The sequence below is a fragment of the Ruegeria pomeroyi DSS-3 genome (genome assembly GCF_000011965.2).
GTDB lineage: Bacteria > Pseudomonadota > Alphaproteobacteria > Rhodobacterales > Rhodobacteraceae > Ruegeria_B > Ruegeria_B pomeroyi.
In genome coordinates, this window is sequence record NC_003911.12 from 4,079,574 (window position 1) to 4,102,543 (window position 22,970).

The window sequence follows — 22,970 nt, forward strand, 5'->3', positions numbered from 1 at the left end:
GTTGCAACTGGACATAGGCGCGCGATGCCAGACTCCAACATGAACCTCGTGCTCGGACAAGAGCGCAGCAGCTGGATCCGTCTGCGCACGATGATCCTGCTCAGATGGGTGGCCATCGCCGGACAGGTCGCTGCGATCCTGGTCGCACAGCACAGCTATCACCTGCAACTGAACCTTGGCCTGTGCTACCTGGCCATCGGCATTTCGGCCGTCGGCAACCTGCTGGCGATCTTTCTTTTCCCTGAAAACAAACGCTTGGGAGAGTTCGAGAACTTTCTCATGGTGCTGTTCGACCTGTTGCAGCTGGGGTTCCTGCTGTATCTGACAGGCGGGTTGCACAACCCTTTCGCGCTGCTTCTGGTCGGGCCGGTGATCATTTCGGCCAATGTGATGGGCCTGCGCTCGACCCTGTTCATCGGGACCACGGCCATTGTTCTGGTTACGCTGCTGGGCCTTTATCACGTTCCGTTGAGAACCGAGATGGGCTTTATCCTGCGCATTCCGGATGTGTTCGTCTTTGGTCATTGGACCGCGATCATCATCGCGATCGTCTTTCTGGGCGCCTATTCCTATCGCATCAGCTCCGAGGTGCAGTCCATGTCCGAGGCGCTGGCCGCGACCCAGATGGCCCTCTCGCGCGAACAGAAGCTGACCGATCTGGGCGGCGTTGTCGCCGCCGCCGCGCATGAGCTGGGCACGCCGCTGGCCACGATCAAACTGGCCAGTTCCGAGCTGGTCGAAGAACTGGATGACCGCCCCGACCTGCGCGAGGACGCGGCGTTGATCCGCCAGCAGGCGGATCGCTGCCGCGATATTCTGCGCAACATGGGGCGCGCGGGCAAGGACGACCTGCATCTGCGCCAGGCGCCGCTGTCCACCGTCATCCACGAGGCAGCCGAACCGCATATGCATCGCGGCAAGACCGTGCATTTCGACGAAGGGCCGGGGGCGGGCGGAGATCTGCAACAGCCCTCGATCCTGCGCAAACCCGAGGTCATCCACGGGTTGCGCAATCTGATCCAGAATGCGGTCGATTTCGCCCGCGCCAATGTCTGGGTCGAGGCGGAATGGACCGCCGAGACGATCATCGTGTCGATCATGGATGACGGGCGCGGCTATCCCGGCCACATGATCGGACGCATCGGCGACCCGTTCGTGCGTCGCCGCCGCGCCGAAATCGACCGCCGCGCCCGCCCGGAATACGAGGGCATGGGCCTGGGCCTGTTCATTGCCAAGACCCTGCTCGAGCGCAGCGGCGCCGAGCTGAGCTTTGCCAATGGCTCGGACCCCTACCAGACCCTCACCAAACAGGCCGAACGCCGCGGGGCGATCGTTCAGGTGGTGTGGCCCCGGGCGCAGATCGACGCGCAGACCGGCGAGAATTCAATCCCGCTAGGGTTGAACGAACAGTTTCAAGTTTAGTTAAACTTGTGTTAACCTCTCCCCGACAGGATCGGTCCATCCGGACGATGCAAGGCGGGACAGGCAAATGGTGGAATGGTTGGCTCTGGCGGCGATAAGCCTGCTTTCCGCAGGTCTGTCGGCGCGATTTCTGCTTGCATCGACGCAGCGCCGCAAGGCTGTTCCGCATGTTCTCGAACCCGGCGGCGGGCAGGGGCATGTCTTTCTCTTCGATGGGGCCGACTTGATCGGCGCCTCGCATGGTGGGGCCGACAAGGATATCCACGATTGGCACGGGCTGCGCGAAAGGCTGGCCGAGGATTTCCCCGGCTTTCCCTCGGACCCCGATCATGTGGAGCAAAGGGGGCAGATCGTAGTCACCCCGATCGACGGGCGCAACGACCGAGACGTGTTCTGCGAATGGGTCGATGGTATCGTCAGGGTCGAACTGCGCCGCCATTGCGCCGCGCTGGACGGAGTCCGGCGCATTCCCGACACCGACCCTTTGCGTCTGGCGATGGATCAGGCGCCCTATCCGGTCTGGTATCTGGACGGCGATGGCGGCATCCGATGGTGCAATGCCGCCTATGTGATGCTGGCGCGCAAGGTACGCGGTCGCAATCCGGAACTGTTCGACCCCCTGTTCCCGGATACCTCGGATATCGGGTCCCCGGGCAAGAAGACCCGGATATCCATCACCATCGGCGAAACCCGGACGAAACTGTGGTTTGACGTGGTGATCGTCCCCCAGGATACGGGATGCCTGTGCTACGCGATGGATATCAACGCGGTTGTGGACGCCGAAATCGCCCAGCGCAATTTTGTGCAGACCCTGGCCAAGACCTTTGCCCAGCTGTCCATCGGTCTGGCGATCTTTGACCGCAACCGGCAACTGGCGCTGTTCAACCCCGCCCTGATCGACCTGACCTGCCTGCCGGCCGATTTCCTCAGCAGCCGACCCGAAGTGTCGAGCTTTTTCGACCGGCTGCGCAATCTCAACATGATGCCGGAACCCAAGAATTATGGCGGCTGGCGCCAGCAGATGAACGACCTGCTGCAAGCGGCGTCGAAAGGCAACTATCAGGAGACCTGGTCGCTGCCCTCGGGCTCGGTCTATTCGGTCAGCGGGCGGCCGCATCCCGACGGGGCGGTGGCCTTTCTGTTCGAGGATATCACCGCCGAGATCACCCTGACCCGCCGGTTTCGCTCCGAGCTGGAACTGGGTCAGGCGGTGCTTGACCATCTGGATGCGGCGATTGCGGTGTTTGCCTCGGACGGGTCGCTGGCCTTCTCCAACGCGGCCTATCACCAGCTGTGGAAATCTGACCCCGAGCGCAGCTTTGCGCAGGTGACAATCCTGGATGCGACCCGAACCTGGCAGGACCTGTGCACCGCCACCCCGGTCTGGGGCGAGATCCGCGACTTTGTCGACAGCCGCGAGAACCGGGTCGAGTGGGAAGGTCAGGTGCAGCTGCGCAGCGGCGCCAATCTCACCTGCACCGTCAGTCCGATTCAGAACGGCTCGACCCTGATCTCTTTCACCACCCTGATCGACGACCTCGCGCGCAGCCCCGCCCAGGCTGAGGGGTGATACCGTCTTGCAGCCGGATTGCGCCGCGGTCATTGTGGCGCCATGACCGCTTCGCCCCTGATCCTGCACCTTGATAACCCCGATGAAACCGCCCATCTGGCCGTGCGTCTGGGTGCCGCTTTGGCACCGGGCGACTGCCTGTTGCTGTCCGGTGAGATCGGCAGCGGCAAGACCCATTTCGCCCGCCATCTGATCCAGTCGCTGCTGCCCGTGGCCGAGGATATCCCCTCGCCCACCTTTACGCTGGTACAGGTCTATGACAGCGCAAGGGGCGAGATCTGGCATAGCGATCTATACCGGCTGACCGGGCTGGACGAGATCGAGGAACTGGGCCTGAGCGAGGCCTTTTCCGACGCGATCACATTGGTCGAATGGCCCGACCGGCTGGGCCCGCTGACGCCGGATCACGCCCTGCATCTGTCTTTCGAAACCGATCCGGCGGATGAGCTGAAACGCCGCCTGACCCTGTCCTGGAGCGATCCCAAATGGGATCCGCGCATCGAGGCGCTGAAATGAGTGACCGCAGCGCGCTTGCCACTGCCTTCCTCGCCGGCACCAGCTGGGCCACTGCCACGCGCGCGCCGCTGGCCGGCGATGCATCGGCCCGCCGCTACGAGCGGCTGACCAACCCCGAAACCGGCCAGACCGCCGTGCTGATGGACGCCCCGCCCGAGCAGGGCGAAACGGTGCACCGATTTGTCGAACTGGCGCGGCATCTGCGCGCCCAGGGCCTCAGCGCGCCCGAGATCCTGGCCGAGGATCCGGCGCAGGGTTTCTTGCTGATCGAGGATCTGGGCGACGATCTGTTTACCCGCGTCATCGCCCGCGACCCGACGCTGGAGGCTCCGCTTTACGAAGCCGCGACCGATCTGCTGGTGGCGCTGCGCGACATGCCTCTGATGGCCGGGCTTGACAGCTATGGCCCGGCTTTGCTGGCCGAAAAGACCGATATCGCCTTCGATCATTACGTGAGCGGGATCACCGGTGACGACGTGAGCGAAACGCGGGACCGCTTCATCGACCGGTTCGGCGACCTGCTGCACCAGACCGTGCAGGGGCCAAAGGTGCTGATCCTGCGGGATTATCACGCTGAAAACCTGATCTGGCTGCCCGATCGCAGCGATCTTGCCCGGGTCGGGCTACTCGATTTTCAGGACGCGGTCGTTGGGCATCCGGCCTATGATCTGGTCAGCCTGTTGCAGGACATCCGCCGCGATGTGCCCGCCCGGATCGAGATGCCGATGATCGCCCGATTCATCGAGGCGACCGGGGCCGACGACCACGAGTTCCGCACCGCCTATGCGGTGCTGGGCGTGCAGCGGAACCTGCGGATCCTGGGTGTATTCGCCCGGTTGTCGCGCGACCTGGGCAAGACCCGGTATCTGGCGCTGATGGCGGCGGTCTGGCGCCATGTGATGCGCGATCTGGAGCATCCTGCAATGGCGGGTATCGCCGACCTGCTGCGCGAAACGCTGCCACCGCCCTCTTCCGAAAATCTGGCCCGACTGCACCCGAGATGACCTCATCCGACCTGCCCGTAATGCTGTTTGCCGCCGGCTTCGGCACCCGCATGGGCGACCTGACCCGTACCCGCCCGAAACCCCTGATCGAGGTGGCGGGCCGCCCGCTGGTCGATCACACGCTAGATCTGGCCCGCGCCGTATCGCCGCCCCGGATCGTGGCCAACCTGCATTACCTCGCTCCGTTGCTGGCGGCGCATCTGGCGCCGCAAGGCGTGCTCTTGTCCCACGAGCAGCCCGACATCCTTGATACCGGCGGCGGGCTGCGGCAGGCCTTGCCGCTGCTTGCGGCCGAGACCGTGTTTACCGCCAATTCCGATGCGATCTGGTCGGGGCCGAACCCCTTTGCCCTGCTGGCCGAAGCCTGGGAGCCGGCGCGTATGGACGCGCTGTTGATGTGCGTTCCGGTGGGACAGGCCATCGGCCATGCCGGGCATGGCGATTTCAGCCGTGATGCACAGGGGCGGATCGAACGCGGCCCCGGGTTGATCTATGGCGGGGTGCAGATCGTCAAGACCGGCGGTTTGGGCGATTTTGACATGCCTGCCTTTTCGCTGAACCTTCTCTGGAACAGGATCGGGGCGGCGGGGCGGCTGTTTGCGCTCGAATATCCCGGACGCTGGTGCGATGTGGGCCATCCCGGCGGAATTGCCCTGGCCGAGGAGATGCTGCGCGATGTTTGACCCCTGCCCGCACCCCCGTGTCTTTGCCCTGCCACCCGGTGTCGATTTTCCGCGGGCGCTGGTACAAGGGCTGCGCCAGCGCGCTGCCGGGCAGGCGCCGCATGTGCTGGCGCGGGCGCAGGTGGTGGTCAACACCCACCGGATGGAGCGGCGCATCCGCGCGCTGTTCGATGCCGGGCCGGCAACGCTGTTGCCGCGGGTGTCGCTGGTCACCGATCTGACAGCGCTGGGCGCGGTCACCCATCTGCCGCCCGCCATACCGCCGCTGCGGCGGCGGCTGGAACTGGTGCAGCTGATCACGCGCCTCTTGGACCAGCAACCCGACCTGGCGGCGCGCGCCTCGATCTTCGATCTCTCCGACAGCCTTGCCGCGCTGATCGACGAGATGCAGGGCGAGGGAGTCTCCCCCGCCATCATTCGCGCACTGGATGTCAGCGACCAGTCGGGGCACTGGGCGCGCGCGCAGCAATTCATCGCCATCGCCGAGCACTATTTGCGCAGCGGTGACGACGAACTGGACGTGCAGGCCCGGCAAAGGCGCGTGGTCGAGGCGCTGATCGCCGAATGGGCACTGCGCCCGCCCGAGCATCCGGTGATCCTGGCCGGCTCGACCGGATCGCGCGGCACAACCATGCTGCTGATGGAGGCGGTTGCCCGCCTGCCGCAGGGCGCCGTGGTGCTTCCGGGCTATGACTTTGACCAACCGGAGCGGGTCTGGGACGGGCTCGAGGACGCGCTGACCGCCGAGGATCATCCCCAGTTCCGCTTTGCCCGGCTGATGGCGCGGCTGAACCTGACGCCGGATCAGATCGCGCCCTGGTCGGATGACGTGGCCCCCTGCCCGGCCCGCAACCGGCTGGTGTCGCTGGCGCTTCGCCCCGCACCGGTGACCGACGCCTGGATGAGCGAGGGACCGCAGCTAGAGGGCATCGACACCGCCACCCGCGACATCACCCTGATTGAGGCGGCCAGCCCCCGGGACGAGGCGCTGGCCATCGCCCTGCGCCTGCGTCAGGCGGCAGAGGATGGTCAAAGCGCGGCGCTGATCACCCCCGACCGGATGCTGACGCGGCAGGTCAGTGCCGCGCTTGACCGCTGGAACATCCTGCCCGATGACAGCGCCGGCCTGCCGCTGCACCTGTCACCTCCGGGCCGGTTCCTGCGCCATGTGGCGGCGCTGTTTTCCGCGCGGCTGGATGGCGAAGCCTTGCTGAGCGTGCTGAAACACCCGCTGTGTCACACCGGAGAGGGCCGCAACGAACACCTGCTGCACACCCGCGATCTGGAACTGGACCTGCGCCGCAACGGCCCACCCTTTCCCGGTGTCGGCGATCTGGCCGCGTTCGCCACCCGCCGCGAGGTGCCCGAAGGCTGGACCAACTGGGTCGCCCGCTGTTTCTGCGACCAGCATGTCACCGGCACCCTGCCACTGATCGACTGGGTCGACCGCCTGCGCCAGTTGGCCGAGGCGCTGTCGGCGGGCACCGAGGGCGGCACTGGCAGCTTGTGGGAACAGAAGGCAGGGCAAGAGGCGCTGGCCATCGTCACCGCTCTGGCCGACGAGGCCCCGCATGGGGGCGAGATGGACGCCCGGGATTTCGCCGATCTGCTGGGCGGGCTGTTGTCCACGGGCGAGGTACGCGACCGCGACGCGCCCTATCCCGGCATCATGATCTGGGGCACGCTCGAGGCGCGGGTGATGGGGGCCGAGCTGTTGATCCTGGGCGGGTTGAACGAAGGCAGCTGGCCCGAATCCCCGGCCCCCGACCCCTGGCTGAACCGTCGCATGCGCCATGATGCGGGCCTGTTGCTGCCGGAACGCCGCATCGGCCTGTCGGCACATGATTTCCAGCAGGCCATCGGCGCGCCCGAGGTCTGGCTGACCCGCGCCAAACGCTCGGACGATGCCGAAACCGTGCCCTCGCGCTGGCTGAACCGGCTGACCAACCTGTTGCAGGGCCTGCCCGATCAGGGCGGTGCCGCGGCGCTGTCCGAGATGCGGGCGCGTGGCCGCCGCTGGCTGTCGATGGCAGAGGCGCTGGAGGAGGCCCCGCGCAGCGCCCCCGCCCCGCGCCCCTCGCCCAGGCCCCCGCTGGCGGCACGGCCCCGGCAATTGTCGGTGACCGAGATCAAGAAGCTGATCCGCGATCCTTACGCGATCTATGCCCGGCATGTGCTGCGGCTGAAACCGCTGGACCCGCTGGTGCAGGCGCCCGACGCGCTGTTGAGGGGGATCGTGATCCACGAGATCCTGGAGAGTTTCGTTCGCGACAGCGTGCTGGACATGGCCCTGCTCAATCGCGACACCTTCCTGAAACGTGCGGCCACGATGTTGGAGGAGCTGGTTGCCTGGCCCACGGCACGGGCGCTGTGGCTGGCACGGCTCGACCGGGTGGCCGATGCCTTCCTGCTCTCTGAGGAGGCCCGGCGCGCCGATGCCGGCCCGATCGCCTTCGAGGCGCGGATGCGCAAACAGCTCGACGGGCTGGATTTCACCCTGACCGGGCGGGCCGACCGGATCGACCGTACCGAACGCGGCTCGCTGTGTCTTTACGACTACAAGACAGGGGCACCGCCCAGCGAAAAGCAGCAGGCGAAATTCGACCGGCAGCTGTTGATCGAGGCCGCGCTGGCCGAGGAAGGCGGGTTCGAGGGGATCGACCCGGCCCCGGTGGCGCGCGCGGTCTTTATCGGCATGGGCGGCAGTTACAAAGAGGTGCCAGCCCCGCTGGACGCCGAACCCCCGGCCAGGGTCTGGGCCGAGCTGCACCAGCTGATCGGCGCCTATTTCGAGCCAGATCAGGGCTTTACCGCGCGCCGGATGCTGCACAAGGACAGCGATGCCGGCGATTACGATCATCTGGCCCGGTTCGGCGAATGGGACCGCAGCGCCACGTCCGAACCCGAGGATCTGACATGAGCGCCCGCAACGCGGCAACCGAACGGCAGGTACAGGCCGCGCGGCCCGATACCTCGACCTGGCTGGCGGCAAATGCCGGTTCTGGCAAGACCAAGGTGCTGACCGACCGGGTGGCGCGGCTGTTGCTCAGCGATGTGCAGCCGCAGCACATCCTGTGCCTGACCTATACCAAGGCAGCGGCCAGCGAGATGCAGAACCGCCTGTTCAAGCGGTTGGGCGAATGGGCGATGCTGGCCGATGCGCCGCTCAGGGCGCAATTGTCGGATCTGGGGGTGCCGGGGGCGATCGACGACGCGCGGCTGGCCCATGCCCGTACCCTGTTTGCCCGCGCCATCGAAACGCCCGGCGGGCTCAAGATCCAGACCATCCACTCGTTCTGCGCCACGCTCTTGCGCCGGTTCCCGCTTGAGGCCAAGGTCAGCCCGCAGTTCTCTGAAATGGAGGACCGCGCCGCCGCCCTGCTGCGCGAAGAGATCGTCGAGGATCTGGCCGCCGGCCCGCAAGCGGCGCTGGTCTCGGATCTGGCCCGCCACATCACCGATACGGATTTCGCCAGTCTGACCGCCGCCATCTGCCAGCAACGCGCGGCCTTTGCCCAACCGCTGGACTGGGCCGGGCTGCTGACCCTGTTCGATCTGCCCGAGGGGTTCGACACCCAGGCGCTGCTCTCCTCGGTCTTTCTGGGGGGCGAGGTTGAACTGATCCGTGCCCTCCTGCCTGCGCTGATGGGCAGCGGTTCCAATGACCAAAAGGCCGCCGCGCGGCTTGCCGCCTTTACCCGGCCAACGCTCGACGGGCTGATCGTGCTCGAACAGGTGCTGTTGACCGGCGCCAGCGCTAAATCACCGTTCTCGGCCAAGATCGACAGCTTTCCCACCAAGGGGCTGCGCCAGGGCGCGCTGGCCCGGCAGATGCCGCAGCTCGAGGCGCTGATGCTGCGGGTCGAGGCGGCGCGCGACCAGCGCCTAGCGCTGGCTGCCGCGCAGAAATCGCTGGCGCTACACCGGTTCGCAGCCGTGTTCCTGCCGGAATATGACCGCCGCAAGCAGTTGCGCGGCTGGCTCGACTTTGACGACCTGATCCTTAAGGCGCGGCAATTGCTGACCGATCCGAGCGTCGCGGCCTGGGTGCTTTACCGCCTTGACGGTGGCATCGACCATATCCTGGTGGACGAGGCGCAGGATACCAGCCCCGAGCAATGGGACGTGATCGAAAAGCTGGCGCAGGAATTCACCAGCGGCGAAGGCGCGCGCTCGGGTGTCGAGCGCACCATCTTTGTCGTCGGCGACAAGAAACAGTCGATCTATTCCTTTCAGGGCGCCGACCCGGACGCGTTTGACCGCATGCAGGGAGAATTCGGGCGCAAGCTGCGCGATTCAGGCTCTAACCTCGAAGATCTGACGCTGGAATTCTCGTTCCGCTCGTCCAGCGCGATCCTTGGGCTGGTCGATCTGGTGTTCCGGGACCGGGCACAGGCCGGGTTCCGCAAAGAGTCGTTGCACCGCGCCTTCAAATCCGACCTGCCGGGGCGTGTCGACCTTTGGCCGCTGATCGACAAGGTCGAGGACGAGGAGGACGGCGACTGGACCGATCCGGTGGACCGGCCCGGCGCGCGCCATCACACGGTGATCCTGGCCGAACGGGTCGCCGGGCAGATCAGGGAAATGATCGACCGGGGCGAAACCATCCCGGTCGACGGAGAAACGCCCGGCACCTTTGCGCGGCGGCGGGTCCGGCCCGGAGATTTCCTGATCCTGGTACAGCGCCGATCCGACCTGTTTGCCGAGATCATCCGCGCCTGCAAGGCGGCGGGCCTGCCCATCGCGGGGGCCGACCGACTCAAGGTCGGGGCCGAACTGGCGGTCAAGGACCTGGCCGCCCTGCTCAGCTTTCTGGCCACGCCCGAGGACGACCTGTCGCTGGCCACGGTTTTGAAATCGCCGCTGTTCGGGTGGAGCGAACAGCGGCTCTTCGATCTGGCGCATCGCCGAAGCGAACGCTACCTGTGGGCGGCTCTCAGGGCGCGCCGGGCCGAGTTTGCCGAAACGCTGGCCGTGCTCGACGACCTGCGCGGACAGACCGATTTCCTGCGCCCCTATGACCTGATTGAGCGGATCCTGACCCGGCATGACGGGCGCCGCAAACTGCTGGGCCGATTGGGCGCCGAGGCCGAGGACGGGATCAACGCCCTGCTCAGCCAGGCGCTGGCCTATGAACGATCGGACATTCCCAGCCTGACCGGGTTCCTGGTCTGGATGCAGACCGACGATCTGGAGATCAAGCGCCAGATGACCGGGGTGGGCGACATGATCCGGGTGATGACGGTGCACGGCTCCAAGGGGCTGGAGGCACCCATCGTGATCCTGCCCGATACCGCCCAGCGCCGCGCACCGCGTGATGCCGAGATCATGCTGGCCGAAGGCACGCCGCTGTGGCGGGTGCCGCGCGACAGCTCTCCGGCGCTGCTCTCGACCGCGCGCGAGGCGGCGCAGTCGCGCGAGATGAACGAGCGGCTGCGGCTGTTGTATGTGGCCCTGACACGGGCGGAAAAGTGGTTGATCGTGGCGGCGGCAGGCGATCTGGGCAGCGATGGCAACAGCTGGTACCAGGCGGTTGCGAACGCGATGGCCGAGGCCGGGGCGACCGGGACCGAGGGCGATATCCTGCGGCTGGAACATGGCGACTGGACCGCGCCTGCGCTGGTCGAGGAACGCGCCACGCCTTATACGGCCGAGACACCGCCGGACTGGGCCAGCCGCCCGGCGCCTGCGCCCGTGGCGGCGGTCAAGACCATCGCGCCCTCGGATCTGGGCGGCGCCAAGGCCCTGCCCGGCGAGGCCGGTCAGGACGAAGAAGCCGCCAAGGCGCGCGGCAGCCAGTTGCACCTATTGCTGGAACATCTGCCCGGCACCGATCCGGCGGGCTGGCAGGATCATGCGCGGCGCCTGTTGCCCGATCTTGATGCCCTGCTGCGCGACGATCTGCTTGCCGAGGCACGCGGCGTGCTCAACTCTCCGGCGCTGGCCGAAATCTTTGCCCCCGGCACCCTGGCCGAGGTGCCGATTACCGCGCCGCTGGGGGCAAGGCGCTTGCACGGAGTGATCGACCGGTTGCTGATCGGTGATAGTGAAATCGGCGTCGTCGACTTCAAAAGCAACGCGGTGGTGCCCGCCCGGCCCGAAGCCTGCCCCGAGGGGCTGTTGCGGCAGATGGGCGCCTATGCCTACGCGTTGGAACAGGTCTATCCCGGCCATACCATCCGCACCGGTATCCTCTGGACTCGCACCGCGCAGATCATGTGGCTGCCTCACGATCTTGTGGCCGCTGCCCTGGGTCGCATCCAGATATCTTGACCTCCCCCCATCGGGAACCTACCTTTCCGGCCCAAGTGCATCCCTTTTTGGAGACAGTCCATGTCCACCGTAGCCGTCACCGACGCAACCTTCGACGCCGAAGTCAAGAATTCGGACATCCCCGTAGTGGTGGATTTCTGGGCCGAATGGTGCGGCCCCTGCAAACAGATCGGCCCCGCCCTGGAAGAGCTGGCAACCGAATATGCCGGCAAGGTGAAGATCGCCAAGGTCGATGTGGACAGCAACCCCAATGCCGCCGCCGCCATGGGCGTGCGCGGCATTCCGGCTCTGTTCATCTTCAAGGATGGTCAGGTCGTCTCGAACCGCGCCGGCGCGGCGCCGAAAGCGGCGCTGCAGAACTGGATCGACAGCTCGATCTGAGGCCGGTTTCACGGTATGAACCAAGAGGCGCCCCGCATCGGGCGCCTCTTTTTCGTTCCGATCACGGGCGATGGCAGGAGAGGCAGAATGGCTAAGACGCGCGTATTGGTGGAATTCGGCATGGGCAGTTCGCTCAGGCGCGAGGATTATACCGAGGCGGCGCTGCGCGCTCTCAAGGACGCGCTGTGGCACAACTCGGTCAACATGGCCGAGCTGTTCGGCTTTCCGAAAGAGGCGATGATCGTCGATGCCGAGATTGGCGTGCAGCGGCCCGAGGCGGTGGATAACGTAGCGCTGGCGGCAGTGTTTCCCTATGGCCAGCCCAATATAACGGTCCGGCAAGGCGGGCTGGACATCGACAAGCCGCAGGGCGGCGGACGCACGGTCATCGCCAATGCGGCGGTCGTCGTTTCCTTTGACATGGAGGCGGTGGGATGAGCGATCATCGGATGATCCTTGAGATGGGCACAGGTAATGACCTCTATGGTCAGGATTATACCAAGGCGGCGCGACGGGCGGTTCAGGACGCTCTGCACCATTCCTCGATCACGCTGTTTTCGAAACTGGGGATCGATCACGGACAGATGCGGGTGCAGGTGACTATCGGCGTGCAGCGACCTGATCAGGTCGATTGCGATGCCGTCGCCGCCGAACTGCCGCGTGGGGTTGCCACGGTGTGCGCGGTGCTGGGTGGGTTGGACGTGGCGGACCCGGATGCCGGAACCCACCATGTCGTGGCAACTGCCGCGATCGAGGCGTACCTGCCCTCCCTTGCGGGCAAATATCAGCTGACACGGAACGATCCGGTCTGAACACCCTCAGCCGAGCGTGAGCAGGAGGGACAGCGCAAAGGGGCTTGTGCGAATCCTTTATTTCGATAAAACGCGAAATATGGAAATAACGATTCCCCTCCGCCTGTCCACCCTTGGGCACCCGCAACGGCTCGCCGTGTTCCGCCTGCTGATGCGGCGCTATCCGGGCCGCGTCGCCGCCGGTGAAATCGGCACCGCGCTGGATGTGAAGCCCAGCACATTATCGTCATATCTTTCTGCTTTGGTGCAGGTGGGGCTGGTGACCCAGACCCGCGAGGGCACCTCGCTGCTTTACCAGGTGGATATGGACGGGATGCGTGAGACGATGAATGGGCTGTTCCTGGATTGCTGCCGGGGCCGCCCTGAATTGTGCGCGCCAACCGATCTTTCCAACTTCGCGACGAGCCCACTCATGACCCACCCGGCCTTCAATGTCCTGTTCATCTGCACCGGCAATTCCGCCCGCTCGATCTTTGCCGAGACCCTGTTGCGGGACGAAGGCGGTGACCGGTTCAACGTCTTTTCAGCAGGGACCAGGCCCTATTCCGAGCTGAACCCCCACGCGGTCGAGGTGCTGCGCGCCAAGGGTCATGACGTGACCCGCCTGCGCGCCAAGAATATTGCGGAATTTACCACCCCCGAGACGCCGAAGTTCGATTTCGTCTTTACCGTCTGCGACCGCGCCGCAAACGAGGAATGCCCGGCCTGGCAGGGGCAACCGATCTCGGCCCATTGGGGCATGCCTGACCCGGTCAAGGCCGAGGGCAATGGCGCGCAGAAAAGCCTCGCCTTTCAGCAGGTCTATGGCACGCTCAGAAACCGCATTCGCGCATTCGCTAACCTGCCTTTCGAGCAGCTTGACCGGATTTCCCTGCAACGCGCGGTCGATGATCTGGGCCGCGAGGCCTGACCCGATCCGATCCGATTTTTCAAAGGAATTATCATGACCGTTTACGCACTGAATGGACTTGGCCGTATGGGCAAGCTGGCCCTGAAACCGCTGCTGGAGCGCGGCGCAGAAATCGCCTGGATCAACGATGCGGTGGGCAGCCCCGAGATGTTCGCGCATCTGCTGGAATTCGACACCGTACATGGGCGCTGGCAGGCCGAATTCGGCTGGGATGACCAGTCGATCACCATCGACGGCACCCGGATTCCGGTCCACACCAGCCGCCGGATCGAGGATCTGCCGCTGAATGGGGTGGATGTGGTGATCGACTGTACCGGCGTCTTCAAGACCGAAGCGAAACTGACCCCCTATTTCGATGCGGGCGTCAAAAAGGTGGTGGTCTCGGCCCCGGTCAAAGATGGCGATACGGCAAACATCGTCTATGGCGTGAACCACGATATCTACGAGCCTGCGCGCCACCGGATCGTCACCGCCGCCAGCTGTACCACCAACTGCCTGGCGCCGGTGGTCAAGGTCCTGCACGAAGGGGTCGGGATCAAGCACGGCTCGATCACCACGATCCATGATGTCACCAATACCCAGACCATCGTCGACCGCCCGGCCAAGGACCTGCGTCGGGCGCGCTCGGCGCTGAATTCGCTGATCCCCACCACCACCGGCAGCGCCACCGCGATCACGCTGATCTATCCCGAACTCAAGGGGAAGCTGAACGGCCATGCGGTGCGGGTGCCGTTGCTGAATGCCTCGATCACCGATTGCGTGTTCGAAGTCGCCCGCGACACCAGCGCCGAAGAGGTCAACGCGCTGTTCAAGGCCGCGGCCGAGGGGCCGCTGAACGGCATCCTGGGATATGAGGAGCGGCCGCTGGTCTCGGCCGATTACACCAACGATCCGCGATCCTCGATCGTGGATGCGCCCTCGACCATGGTGGTGAATGGCACCCAGGTCAAAATCTATGCCTGGTATGACAACGAGATGGGCTATGCTCACCGGCTGGTCGATGTGGCCATCATGGTGGGTGACAGCCTGTGACCCGGGCCCCGTCCGAGCGTGGCGGGTTGTCGGCCTATATCGCTGTCACCGCCGCCTATTGGGCCTTCATGCTGACCGATGGCGCCCTGCGCATGCTGGTGCTGCTGCATTTCCACATGATGGGCTTCAGCCCGGTGCAGCTGGCCTATCTGTTTGTGCTCTACGAGGTCGCGGGCATGGTCACCAACCTGTCGGCGGGCTGGATCGCGGCGCGGTTCGGGCTGGCGGCCACGCTCTATGCCGGGCTGGCGCTTCAGGTGGGTGCGCTGGTGGCCTTGTCGCAACTGGATCCGGGCTGGCAGATTGCCACATCGGTGGCCTTTGTCATGGTCGTGCAGGGCCTGTCCGGCGTGGCAAAGGACCTGGCCAAGATGTCCTCGAAATCGGCGGTCAAACTGCTGGCGCCAAAACAGGGCGACGGGTTGTTTCGCTGGGTCGCGGTGCTGACAGGGTCAAAGAACGCGGTCAAAGGCGTGGGGTTCCTTCTGGGCGCCGTTCTGCTTGGGTTCGCCGGTTTCACCGCTGCAACACTGGGCATGGCGGCGATCCTGGCGGTGATCCTGCTGGCGGTGCTGGTCGCCATGCCTGCCGGCCTGCCCAAGGGCCGCAAGGGGGCCAAGTTTTCCGAGGTCTTCTCCAAATCCGCCAATATCAACTGGCTCTCGGCGGCGCGGGTGTTCCTGTTCGGCGCCCGCGACGTGTGGTTCGTGGTCGGCATCCCGGTCTATTTCTACGCGGTCCTGTCCGACGGCAGCGAGGCGGGCAACCGCGCCGCGTTCTTCATGATCGGCAGCTTCATGGCGGGGTGGATCGTGTTCTATGGCGCGATACAGGCCTCGGCCCCGCGCCTGCTGCGCGCCGCATCGCGGGGTGAGGACGGGTTGATCGCAGCCGCCCGCCATTGGGCGGCCTGGCTGGCCCTTGTTCCCGCAGTTCTGACGGGCGCGACCTTGATTTCCAGCGGACCACAGCCCTGGCTGACGGCGGTTCTGGTATCGGGCCTGCTGGTGTTTGGAGCACTCTTTGCCGTCAATTCCTCGCTGCATTCCTATCTGATCCTCGCCTTTTCCAAGGACGAGCGGGTCACCATGGATGTGGGGTTTTACTATATGGCAAATGCGGCGGGGCGGCTGTTGGGCACGCTTTTGTCCGGGCTGACCTATCAGCTGGGCGGGGTACCCGCCTGCCTGGGAACCGCGGCGGTGATGGTGGCGCTCAGCGCGCTGGCCGCCGGTCGGCTACAGGTGGCACCGACCCCCAGATCGGCCTGAGCCAAGGCCCACAATAGAAAAAGCCGCCCGAAACACGAGCGGCTATTCTAACGTCGATCCGTGGGGAAAGGATCAGATCTTGGCGATGTCGGCACGGCTCAGGCCAATGTCGTCCAGCTGGGCGTCGGTCAGAACCGACAGCGCCTTGCGGGTGCGGCGCGAGTCGTTCCAGGATGCCACGGCTTCTTTCGCCGAGTAGAAGAAATCCACCACGCGGAGAACGGTGACTGCTCCGAGCGGCGCTGTGGTGCTGGTGGTATATGCCATTTGCGCGTTCCTTTGAATGAAACAGCCGACCCTGCGTCGGTTGTGAGCCTCAGATAGGGGATGGATCCGAGTCTTACAAATGCCCGCTCGGCAGGCCCGAAATGCAATCCGTGCATAACTTGTGGGCAATATGCATAACTTGCCCTCGCGCACGCGACGGCCCATATACGGGCGCAACACAGGATGGAGGCATTCATGGCAGACGATCAATTCCCGGGCTGGCACGGCACCACGATCATCGGCGTCAAGAAGGGCGGCGAGGTTGTCATCGCGGGCGACGGTCAGGTCAGCCTGGGCCAGACCGTGATCAAGGGCACCGCCCGCAAGGTACGCCGCCTGTCGCCGGGCGGCTATCACGTGGTCGCGGGCTTTGCCGGATCGACCGCCGACGCCTTTACCCTGCTCGAACGGCTGGAAGCCAAGCTGGAGGCAACGCCCGGCCAACTGGCGCGCGCCTCGGTCGAGCTGGCCAAGGACTGGCGCACCGACAAGTATCTGCAAAAGCTCGAGGCGATGCTGATCGTCAGCGACGGTCAGGACATGTTCGTGATCACCGGCGCGGGCGACGTGCTGGAGCCAGAACATGACGTGGCCGCCATCGGCTCGGGCGGGAATTTCGCGCTGGCCGCCGCGCGGGCGATGATGGACAGCGACAAGAGCGCCGAGGAAGTGGCCCGTGCCGCCATGGCGATCGCCGCCGACATCTGCGTCTATACCAACGGCAACCTGACCGTCGAGAAGATCGCGAAATAAGTGAGGCCGCGCCAGTGGCGCGGCCTCGCGGGCGGAGAGAGTGAGTGGTGGCGCCCGTTAGAGCATGTCGCGAAAAAGTGGGAACCGGTTTTTCGCTCCCCGGACATGCGAGATCAAAATGTTAGAGCGTGCAGCGTGAATGCGAATGAACGCGACACGCTCTAGTTAATCTTGGCGACGCCCAGCGGCACACCGGCCACGTCGCACCAGATGTAGACTTCGTTATAGGCGGAAACATCCCAGGTCGGCGGCACCGCATATCGCTGCTTTCCGGTCAGCGACAGCAGCGCACCCAGCTTGGTGTCCGGATCGTACTTGCCGTCCTTGCCGAATGCGACGCGCGGGTCCGGACCGCCATCGAGAGAGAAATCGTCACCCAGTTCGACAACATAGCGTTCGCCATCTTTCACCAGCTTCACCGAGCCCGAGGTGACATGGTTGGAGCGGCCTTCAAAGTGACCCTTGGTGCCGCCGGCAAAGGCGGCGGTGCTGGAAGCAAGCGCCACGGCAACGCCGGCAGCGGTAGCAAACAAAGAACGACGGGTGATCATGAGTGGTGAATTCCCTTGGTTGGACTTTGCGTCTTGTGCGCATAGAGAGGAATAAGCTTGCAGGAGCCTTTCGGAAAGGTTGCCTCACGCATAGCTGAAAGCACGTGTCCTGCGGTGAACGCCGCGTGATCGGCTTGTGTTTTCGGCCCCCATGCTTAGGTTCCGGAACGCAACAACGAGATTGAGAGCACATGACCGACCTGACCCCGCGCGAGATCGTCTCGGAGCTTGACCGTTTCATCATCGGCCAGAAAGACGCCAAACGCGCCGTCGCCGTGGCGCTGCGCAACCGCTGGCGGCGCAAGCAGCTGGCCGACGATCTGCGCGACGAGGTATACCCCAAGAACATCCTGATGATCGGCCCCACCGGGGTCGGCAAGACCGAGATCAGCCGCCGCCTGGCGAAACTCGCGCGCGCGCCCTTCATCAAGGTCGAGGCGACCAAGTTCACCGAGGTCGGTTATGTCGGGCGCGATGTGGAACAGATCATCCGCGACCTTGCCGATGCCGCCATCGTGCAAACCCGCGACTATATGCGGGACGAGGTCCGCGCCCGCGCCCATAAGGCGGCCGAGGACAGGGTGATCACGGCCATTGCTGGCGAGGATGCGCGCGAGGGCACCCGCGAGATGTTCCGCAAGAAGCTGAAATCGGGCGAGTTGGACGATACCGTGATCGAGCTGGAAGTCGCCGATGGCGCGAACCCGATGCCGATGTTCGAAATCCCGGGCCAGCCGGGCGGCAATATGGGCATGATGAATCTGGGTGACCTGTTCGGCAAGGCCTTTGCCGGGCGCACCACCCGCAAGAAACTGCGCGTGGCTGACAGCTATGAAATCCTGATCGGGGAAGAGGCCGACAAGCTGCTGGATGACGAGCTGGTCAACAAGACCGCGCTGGAAGCGGTCGAACAGAACGGTATCGTGTTTCTGGACGAGATCGACAAGGTCTGCGCTCGCTCGGACGCGCGCGGGGCCGATGTCAGCCGCGAGGGCGTGCAGCGCGACCTGCTGCCGCTGATCGAGGGCACTACTGTCAGCACCAAATACGGGCCGATCAAGACCGACCATATCCTGTTCATCGCCAGCGGGGCCTTTCACATCGCCAAGCCCAGCGACCTGCTGCCCGAATTGCAGGGTCGGCTGCCGATCCGGGTGGAGCTGCGCGCGCTGACCGAAGAGGATTTTGTGCGCATCCTGACCGAAACCGACAATGCGCTGACCCTGCAATACACGGCGCTGATGGGCACCGAGAACGTGGCCGTTACCTTTACCCCCGACGGTATCGCGGCGCTGGCCCATATCGCCGCCGAGGTGAACCAGAGCGTCGAAAATATCGGTGCGCGGCGGCTTTACACCGTGATGGAGCGGGTGTTCGAGGAACTGTCCTTTACCGCGCCCGACCGGTCGGGCGAGGCGGTGACGGTGGATGCCGGTTTTGTCGATACCAATCTGGGAGAGCTCACACGCTCGACCGACCTGAGCCGTTACGTTTTGTAACAGACGGGGTTTCGCCGGAACGAGGGTTTGAAATGCGGATTCGGGTTGCGATCATCCTGAGTGTCGCGCTGTTGTCGGCCTGTACCGACCGCAGCTATACGCCGATCACGCCCGAGGCATTGGCGGTGGGCAGCCCCGCCACGATCTTTGCCGCGACCACCCGGGTGCAAAAGGACGACGGATCCTTTGGCCCTGACCGTGCCGACAACCTGAGCCTGCTGGAACTGACCGTCTCGATCCCGCCCGACCGTCGCCCCGGGCGGCTCGATTTCGGCTATGGCCGGGCCAACCCGGAAAAACAGTTCATCCTGGCCGGGCAGACGGTGTTCGACCAGCCCGAAGCGTTTCGCGCCCGGTTAAAGCAAGAGCTTGCGCGACAACCGGCAGGACAGCGCGAGCTGACTCTGTTCGTGCATGGCTTCAACTCGACCCAGACAGAAACCGCCTATCGCGCCGCCCAGCTGGCCCATGACATCGAGATGCCGGGGTCGCTGATGGTCTATTCCTGGCCCAGCAAGGGTCATGCGCTGGGCTATGCCTATGACGCCGACAGCACGGTGTTTGCCCGCGACGGGCTGGAAACCGTGCTGCGCAGGCTGGGCGAACAGCGGATCGACCGGCTTGCGGTTGTTGCCCATTCGATGGGCTCGTTCCTGTTGATGGAAGCGTTGCGCCAGATCGAGATCGCCACCCCGGGCTGGTCCGCGCGTCATCTGGACGGGGTCATCCTGATCTCGCCCGATCTGGATCTCGACGTGTTCCGCAGCCAGATGCGCCGGATCAAGACCGTGCCACAGCCCTTTGTGGTGATGGCCTCGGAAAAGGACAACGTGCTGAACCTGTCGCGACACCTGCGCGGCAAGCAAAGCAGCGAGCGGCTGGGTCAGATCGGCTCGGCCGCGCTGATCACCGACCTGCCGGTCGCGGTGATCGACACCAGCCAGTTTTCGGACGAGGCGGAATCGGGTCATTTCATCGCCGCCACCTCGCCGACGCTGCTGGCGATGATCGCCGAGGCGCGCAACATGACCGACCTGTTCGAGGCGGGAAACGTTCCGCTGGAACGCGCTTTTCCCGGGATCGTCTCCTATGCGCGCGACACGCTGGACGTGGTGATCGAGAATAACGACCGCTAACCCCGGTTGCGCCTGAGATAGACGTAATAGGCGCCCTCGCCACCATGGCTGATATGGGCTGGTGTGACCTGCAATACCGCCTGTGCCAGCGGCGGCAGCGACAGCCATTGCGGCACCTGATGGCGCAACACGCCACGCGGGGTGGGGATGGGGCCGGGTTCGTCGCGATATTTGCCCTTGCCGGTGACAACCAGAACCAGCCGCTTGCCCTGGGACTGGGCGGTCAGGATGAAGCGGATCAGGGCAGGGTGGGCGGTATCGACGCGCATGCCGTGCAGGTCCAGCTTGCCCTCGGGTTTCAGCTTGCCGCGCCGCATCCTTGTATAGGCCTTTGGGTCCATCTGCACCGGCGTGCGCGACAGCCGCTCGCTGAGCGATGGCGACAGCGCATGGCGCCCCGGTTTGGCGCGCGCGGCCTGGCCCAGTTCAAACGGCTCCAGAGGCACCGGAAGCGGTTTGGTGGGCTTCGGTTTCGGCAGGGTCTGGGGATGCACCCCGTCCACGCGTTCGGGATGCAGGCGATCCGCCTGCCGCACGACCTTGCGCCAGAGGTCGATTTCATCCCGTGTCAGCTTTCTCCGGGTCATCAGTACCCGTCCGGCAACAGGGCATAGGCGCGCTGGATCGGCAGCAAAACCACCATGCGGCCCGGGTCGCGCAACGTGCCCGCCGCCTGTCCCGCCGCGTCTCCGGTGCCAAAGAAGATATCGGCCCGCTGAGCCCCCTTGATGGCCGAGCCGGTATCCTGCGCCACCATCAGGCGCCGCATCAGGCCGGCACCGTTCTTTTCGACCCAGACCGGCGCGCCCAGCGGCGTATAGGCGGGATCGACCGCGATCGACCGCAACGGCGTCACCGACCGGTTCATCGCCCCGACAGGCCCCAGATCCGAGGGCAGGTGCCGCAGCTCGCGAAAGAAAACGTAAGACGGGTTGTGATAAAGCAGCTCGGTCCCGGCCTCGGGGTTGCGCCGCACCCAGTTCTTGATCACCTGGGCGCTGACCTGATGGGCGGAATAGACACCGCGCCGTACCAGTTCGACCCCGATCGAGCGATAGGGATGCCCATTGGCACCGCCATAGCCGACCCGCACGGTCTGGCCATCGGGCAAGCGAATGCGGCCCGAGCCCTGGATTTGCAGAAAGAACAATTCGACCGGGTCATCGACCCAGGCAATCTCGAGCCCGCGATTGTCCATCACACCGCTGGTGAGGATCTGGCGCCTTTCCAGCCATGGATTGCTGGCGCGCGCCTCGGGCGGCATCTTGTAGACCGGATAGCGAAAGCGGGACGAGGGGAACCGCGCGCCCTCAAGCTCGGGTTCGAAATAGCCGGTGAACAGCGCGTCCTGCCCGTCTTCTATCAGGACCGGGCGAAACAGCAGCTCGAAGAAACCGCGCGCGGTTTCGGGCGTCGCCTCGCGCGCCATGGCGCACAGGCTGCGCCAGTCGGGATCATTGAACTGATCGCAGGTGTTCAGAAAGGTCGACAGCGCGGCCGCGTGGTCATCCTCTGCCCAGCCGTCCAGCTGGGCAAAGGAAAGAACGGTATGCGTCGTCTCTGCCGCTCCGGCTGAGGCGGTCATCATGGCACCTGCCAGAACAGCCGACCGGAGCGCGCCAATCATGCGTCCGTGGCGACAAGCAGCCAGTTCGGATCGTCGGTGCCCATGACGCGGGCAAAGGTCCAGACGTCCTTTTGCCGTTTCACCGCCGTGGGGCTGCCTTCGATCACATCGCCGCCCCGGTCACGCACGACCGAGGTCAGCTCGCCCACAAAGCGCATGGTGATCTCGCCTCGATTGCTGTCCTTGTCGAAATGCACATCCTGGATCGAGGTTTCACGTACACCGATGAATTCGGCCTCGATGGTCAGGCCCTGATCTTCGCGCGCGGCGACCACGCCAACGAAGGTTTCAAACACCTCTTCGGTCAGGAACGGTTCGATCTCGTCCAGATTGCCGCGCTCGAATCCCATCACGATCATCTCGTAGGCGCCACGCGCGCCCTGTACGAATTCGCTGACCGAAAAGGCGGGTTCGATCCGTTTCATTGCCGCAAGGGCCTGGGCTTGCGGGCTGTCCTCGGGGACATGGTCGGTGATATCGCGGTCAGGGCCGCCTTCGATCACCTCGAAATCACGCCGGGTGCGGTTCTCCGGTTGCTGCGGCACGGGCGGCTTTTCGAACCCCTCACGGGTTCCAAGCACGCTTTTCAGGCGCAGAATCAGAAAAATGGCAATGCCGGCCAGCACAAGAAGCTGGATCAGGGGAGAGTTCATTATGTCCTCGGTCTCGGGCCAGAAACTTTGTAACCTGGGCTTAGGATCACTATGTAGGCAACGGTTGGGGGCAAGTCCACCATTGACCATAGGCGAAAGGACGCGCTGAATGTATCTGTTTCTGGCCTTCCTGCTGGTTCCGATCATCGAGATCGCCCTGTTCATACAGGTCGGCGGGCTGATCGGGCTATGGCCGACACTGGCGATCGTGGTGCTGACTGCGGTATTGGGAACCTGGCTGGTCAGGACACAAGGCCGCATGGCGCTGGGCCAATTGAACCGCGCCTTCAACCAGTTGGACGATCCGACCGAGCCGCTGGCCCATGGTGCGATGATCCTGTTTTCCGGCGCTTTGCTGCTAACGCCGGGGTTTTTCACCGACGCTTTGGGATTTGCGCTGCTGGTACCGGGCGTACGGGTCGCGGTCTATCGCTACCTGCGCGCGCGCATTCAGGTCGCCAGTTTTCAGATGGGGCCAGGAATGCGCCAGCCGCATCGTGACGCCGGCGACGTGATCGACGGCGAATGGGAAGAGGTGCGCCCCCATCGCGAACGCGGCGCCGGCCCGTCAGGCTGGGTCGAGGGGCCCGACCGGCATTGAGCCGACCGC

General features: G+C 64.7%; 22 protein-coding genes. 17 read left to right on the plus strand and 5 right to left on the minus strand.

Features of this window, described 5'->3' with window-relative positions; translation table 11 throughout:
• Positions 1-24: 24 nt before the first annotated feature.
• From regB to arsJ, 13 genes are all read left to right on the plus strand, one after another.
• The gene (gene regB / locus SPO_RS19625) at positions 25-1,422 is read left to right on the plus strand and encodes a sensor histidine kinase RegB (RefSeq protein WP_011049538.1); all 1,398 of its coding nucleotides are present in this window, start codon (positions 25-27) and stop codon (positions 1,420-1,422) included.
• A 67-nt stretch (positions 1,423-1,489) separates the two neighbouring features.
• On the plus strand, positions 1,490-2,992 hold the full coding sequence (locus SPO_RS19630; protein ID WP_011049539.1) for a PAS-domain containing protein: 1,503 nt from the start codon (positions 1,490-1,492) through the stop codon (positions 2,990-2,992).
• A gap of 42 nt (positions 2,993-3,034) precedes the next feature.
• Positions 3,035-3,508 (plus strand): tRNA (adenosine(37)-N6)-threonylcarbamoyltransferase complex ATPase subunit type 1 TsaE, encoded by a 474-nt coding sequence (tsaE, locus tag SPO_RS19635; RefSeq protein ID WP_011049540.1) that lies wholly within the window; start codon positions 3,035-3,037, stop codon positions 3,506-3,508.
• Positions 3,505-4,512, plus strand: a complete 1,008-nt coding sequence (locus tag SPO_RS19640) for an aminoglycoside phosphotransferase family protein (protein ID WP_044028873.1) — start codon at positions 3,505-3,507, stop codon at positions 4,510-4,512. The genes tsaE and SPO_RS19640 overlap by 4 nt, the downstream gene beginning before the upstream one ends.
• Positions 4,509-5,195: a nucleotidyltransferase family protein gene (locus SPO_RS19645; RefSeq protein WP_011049542.1), complete on the plus strand. Its 687-nt coding sequence runs from the start codon at positions 4,509-4,511 to the stop codon at positions 5,193-5,195. Before SPO_RS19640 ends, SPO_RS19645 begins: the two co-directional genes overlap by 4 nt.
• Positions 5,188-8,115, plus strand: a complete 2,928-nt coding sequence (gene addB / locus SPO_RS19650) for a double-strand break repair protein AddB (RefSeq protein ID WP_011049543.1) — start codon at positions 5,188-5,190, stop codon at positions 8,113-8,115. Before SPO_RS19645 ends, addB begins: the two co-directional genes overlap by 8 nt.
• Positions 8,112-11,468, plus strand: coding sequence for a double-strand break repair helicase AddA (gene addA / locus SPO_RS19655; RefSeq protein WP_011049544.1), 3,357 nt, complete (start codon positions 8,112-8,114; stop codon positions 11,466-11,468). Before addB ends, addA begins: the two co-directional genes overlap by 4 nt.
• 60 nt (positions 11,469-11,528) lie before the next feature.
• On the plus strand, positions 11,529-11,849 hold the full coding sequence (gene trxA, locus SPO_RS19660; RefSeq protein ID WP_011049545.1) for a thioredoxin: 321 nt from the start codon (positions 11,529-11,531) through the stop codon (positions 11,847-11,849).
• Positions 11,850-11,936: 87 nt separating this feature from the next.
• Entirely contained in the window at positions 11,937-12,287 is a 351-nt protein-coding gene (locus tag SPO_RS19665) for a Lin0512 family protein (protein WP_011049546.1), read from the plus strand.
• Positions 12,284-12,661 carry a Lin0512 family protein gene (locus tag SPO_RS19670; RefSeq protein WP_011049547.1) on the plus strand — a complete coding sequence of 126 codons (378 nt, stop codon included), beginning with the start codon at positions 12,284-12,286 and terminating at the stop codon, positions 12,659-12,661. Before SPO_RS19665 ends, SPO_RS19670 begins: the two co-directional genes overlap by 4 nt.
• 79 nt (positions 12,662-12,740) lie before the next feature.
• Positions 12,741-13,571 carry a helix-turn-helix domain-containing protein gene (locus SPO_RS19675; protein ID WP_044028875.1) on the plus strand — a complete coding sequence of 277 codons (831 nt, stop codon included), beginning with the start codon at positions 12,741-12,743 and terminating at the stop codon, positions 13,569-13,571.
• Between the two features lie 33 nt (positions 13,572-13,604).
• Positions 13,605-14,603, plus strand: coding sequence for an ArsJ-associated glyceraldehyde-3-phosphate dehydrogenase (locus SPO_RS19680; RefSeq protein WP_011049549.1), 999 nt, complete (start codon positions 13,605-13,607; stop codon positions 14,601-14,603).
• Positions 14,600-15,874 (plus strand): organoarsenical effux MFS transporter ArsJ, encoded by a 1,275-nt coding sequence (arsJ, locus tag SPO_RS19685; protein WP_011049550.1) that lies wholly within the window; start codon positions 14,600-14,602, stop codon positions 15,872-15,874. Before SPO_RS19680 ends, arsJ begins: the two co-directional genes overlap by 4 nt.
• 72 nt (positions 15,875-15,946) lie before the next feature.
• On the opposite strand, the gene SPO_RS19690 is transcribed toward arsJ, so the two are convergent.
• On the minus strand, positions 15,947-16,141 hold the full coding sequence (locus tag SPO_RS19690) for a DUF1127 domain-containing protein (RefSeq protein WP_044028877.1): 195 nt from the start codon (positions 16,139-16,141) through the stop codon (positions 15,947-15,949).
• A 195-nt stretch (positions 16,142-16,336) separates the two neighbouring features.
• Here SPO_RS19690 and hslV point away from each other — a divergent pair, with 195 nt between their 5' ends.
• Positions 16,337-16,894 carry an ATP-dependent protease subunit HslV gene (hslV, locus tag SPO_RS19695; RefSeq protein WP_011049551.1) on the plus strand — a complete coding sequence of 186 codons (558 nt, stop codon included), beginning with the start codon at positions 16,337-16,339 and terminating at the stop codon, positions 16,892-16,894.
• Positions 16,895-17,055: 161 nt separating this feature from the next.
• Here hslV and SPO_RS19700 read toward each other — a convergent pair whose 3' ends face one another.
• Positions 17,056-17,445, minus strand: coding sequence for a DM13 domain-containing protein (locus tag SPO_RS19700; RefSeq protein WP_011049552.1), 390 nt, complete (start codon positions 17,443-17,445; stop codon positions 17,056-17,058).
• A 191-nt stretch (positions 17,446-17,636) separates the two neighbouring features.
• On the opposite strand from SPO_RS19700, the gene hslU reads away from it, so the two are divergent.
• Both hslU and SPO_RS19710 read left to right on the plus strand, forming a co-directional pair.
• Positions 17,637-18,944, plus strand: a complete 1,308-nt coding sequence (hslU, locus tag SPO_RS19705) for an ATP-dependent protease ATPase subunit HslU (protein WP_011049553.1) — start codon at positions 17,637-17,639, stop codon at positions 18,942-18,944.
• A gap of 32 nt (positions 18,945-18,976) precedes the next feature.
• On the plus strand, positions 18,977-20,080 hold the full coding sequence (locus tag SPO_RS19710; protein ID WP_011049554.1) for an alpha/beta hydrolase: 1,104 nt from the start codon (positions 18,977-18,979) through the stop codon (positions 20,078-20,080).
• Here the strand turns inward: SPO_RS19710 and SPO_RS19715 are convergent.
• The 3 genes from SPO_RS19715 to SPO_RS19725 are packed head-to-tail and all read right to left on the minus strand — an operon-like array spanning position 20,077 to position 22,360.
• Complete coding sequence (locus SPO_RS19715; RefSeq protein ID WP_011049555.1) at positions 20,077-20,667, minus strand: Smr/MutS family protein; 591 nt, start codon at positions 20,665-20,667, stop codon at positions 20,077-20,079. The genes SPO_RS19710 and SPO_RS19715 overlap by 4 nt on opposite strands.
• Entirely contained in the window at positions 20,667-21,707 is a 1,041-nt protein-coding gene (locus tag SPO_RS19720) for a murein transglycosylase A (RefSeq protein WP_011049556.1), read from the minus strand. Before SPO_RS19720 ends, SPO_RS19715 begins: the two co-directional genes overlap by 1 nt.
• A complete protein-coding gene (locus tag SPO_RS19725) occupies positions 21,704-22,360 on the minus strand; it encodes a Tim44/TimA family putative adaptor protein (protein WP_011049557.1) in 657 nt (218 codons plus the stop codon). Before SPO_RS19725 ends, SPO_RS19720 begins: the two co-directional genes overlap by 4 nt.
• A gap of 109 nt (positions 22,361-22,469) precedes the next feature.
• Between SPO_RS19725 and SPO_RS19730 the strand changes: the two genes are divergently transcribed.
• On the plus strand, positions 22,470-22,961 hold the full coding sequence (locus SPO_RS19730; RefSeq protein WP_011049558.1) for an FxsA family protein: 492 nt from the start codon (positions 22,470-22,472) through the stop codon (positions 22,959-22,961).
• Positions 22,962-22,970: the final 9 nt, after the last annotated feature.

Coding starts and splice junctions, on each gene's coding strand:
- SPO_RS19715 (WP_011049555.1), bottom strand. CDS start 20,667: ATGACCCGGAGAAAGCTGACACGGGATGAAATCGACCTCTGGCGCAAG.
- hslV (WP_011049551.1), top strand. CDS start 16,337: ATGGCAGACGATCAATTCCCGGGCTGGCACGGCACCACGATCATCGGC.
- SPO_RS19640 (WP_044028873.1), top strand. CDS start 3,505: ATGAGTGACCGCAGCGCGCTTGCCACTGCCTTCCTCGCCGGCACCAGC.
- SPO_RS19630 (WP_011049539.1), top strand. CDS start 1,490: ATGGTGGAATGGTTGGCTCTGGCGGCGATAAGCCTGCTTTCCGCAGGT.
- SPO_RS19690 (WP_044028877.1), bottom strand. CDS start 16,141: ATGGCATATACCACCAGCACCACAGCGCCGCTCGGAGCAGTCACCGTT.
- SPO_RS19675 (WP_044028875.1), top strand. CDS start 12,741: ATGGAAATAACGATTCCCCTCCGCCTGTCCACCCTTGGGCACCCGCAA.
- SPO_RS19680 (WP_011049549.1), top strand. CDS start 13,605: ATGACCGTTTACGCACTGAATGGACTTGGCCGTATGGGCAAGCTGGCC.
- hslU (WP_011049553.1), top strand. CDS start 17,637: ATGACCGACCTGACCCCGCGCGAGATCGTCTCGGAGCTTGACCGTTTC.
- addB (WP_011049543.1), top strand. CDS start 5,188: ATGTTTGACCCCTGCCCGCACCCCCGTGTCTTTGCCCTGCCACCCGGT.
- SPO_RS19710 (WP_011049554.1), top strand. CDS start 18,977: ATGCGGATTCGGGTTGCGATCATCCTGAGTGTCGCGCTGTTGTCGGCC.
- SPO_RS19700 (WP_011049552.1), bottom strand. CDS start 17,445: ATGATCACCCGTCGTTCTTTGTTTGCTACCGCTGCCGGCGTTGCCGTG.
- addA (WP_011049544.1), top strand. CDS start 8,112: ATGAGCGCCCGCAACGCGGCAACCGAACGGCAGGTACAGGCCGCGCGG.
- SPO_RS19665 (WP_011049546.1), top strand. CDS start 11,937: ATGGCTAAGACGCGCGTATTGGTGGAATTCGGCATGGGCAGTTCGCTC.
- SPO_RS19720 (WP_011049556.1), bottom strand. CDS start 21,707: ATGATTGGCGCGCTCCGGTCGGCTGTTCTGGCAGGTGCCATGATGACC.
- tsaE (WP_011049540.1), top strand. CDS start 3,035: ATGACCGCTTCGCCCCTGATCCTGCACCTTGATAACCCCGATGAAACC.
- trxA (WP_011049545.1), top strand. CDS start 11,529: ATGTCCACCGTAGCCGTCACCGACGCAACCTTCGACGCCGAAGTCAAG.
- SPO_RS19670 (WP_011049547.1), top strand. CDS start 12,284: ATGAGCGATCATCGGATGATCCTTGAGATGGGCACAGGTAATGACCTC.
- SPO_RS19725 (WP_011049557.1), bottom strand. CDS start 22,360: ATGAACTCTCCCCTGATCCAGCTTCTTGTGCTGGCCGGCATTGCCATT.
- SPO_RS19730 (WP_011049558.1), top strand. CDS start 22,470: ATGTATCTGTTTCTGGCCTTCCTGCTGGTTCCGATCATCGAGATCGCC.
- SPO_RS19645 (WP_011049542.1), top strand. CDS start 4,509: ATGACCTCATCCGACCTGCCCGTAATGCTGTTTGCCGCCGGCTTCGGC.
- regB (WP_011049538.1), top strand. CDS start 25: ATGCCAGACTCCAACATGAACCTCGTGCTCGGACAAGAGCGCAGCAGC.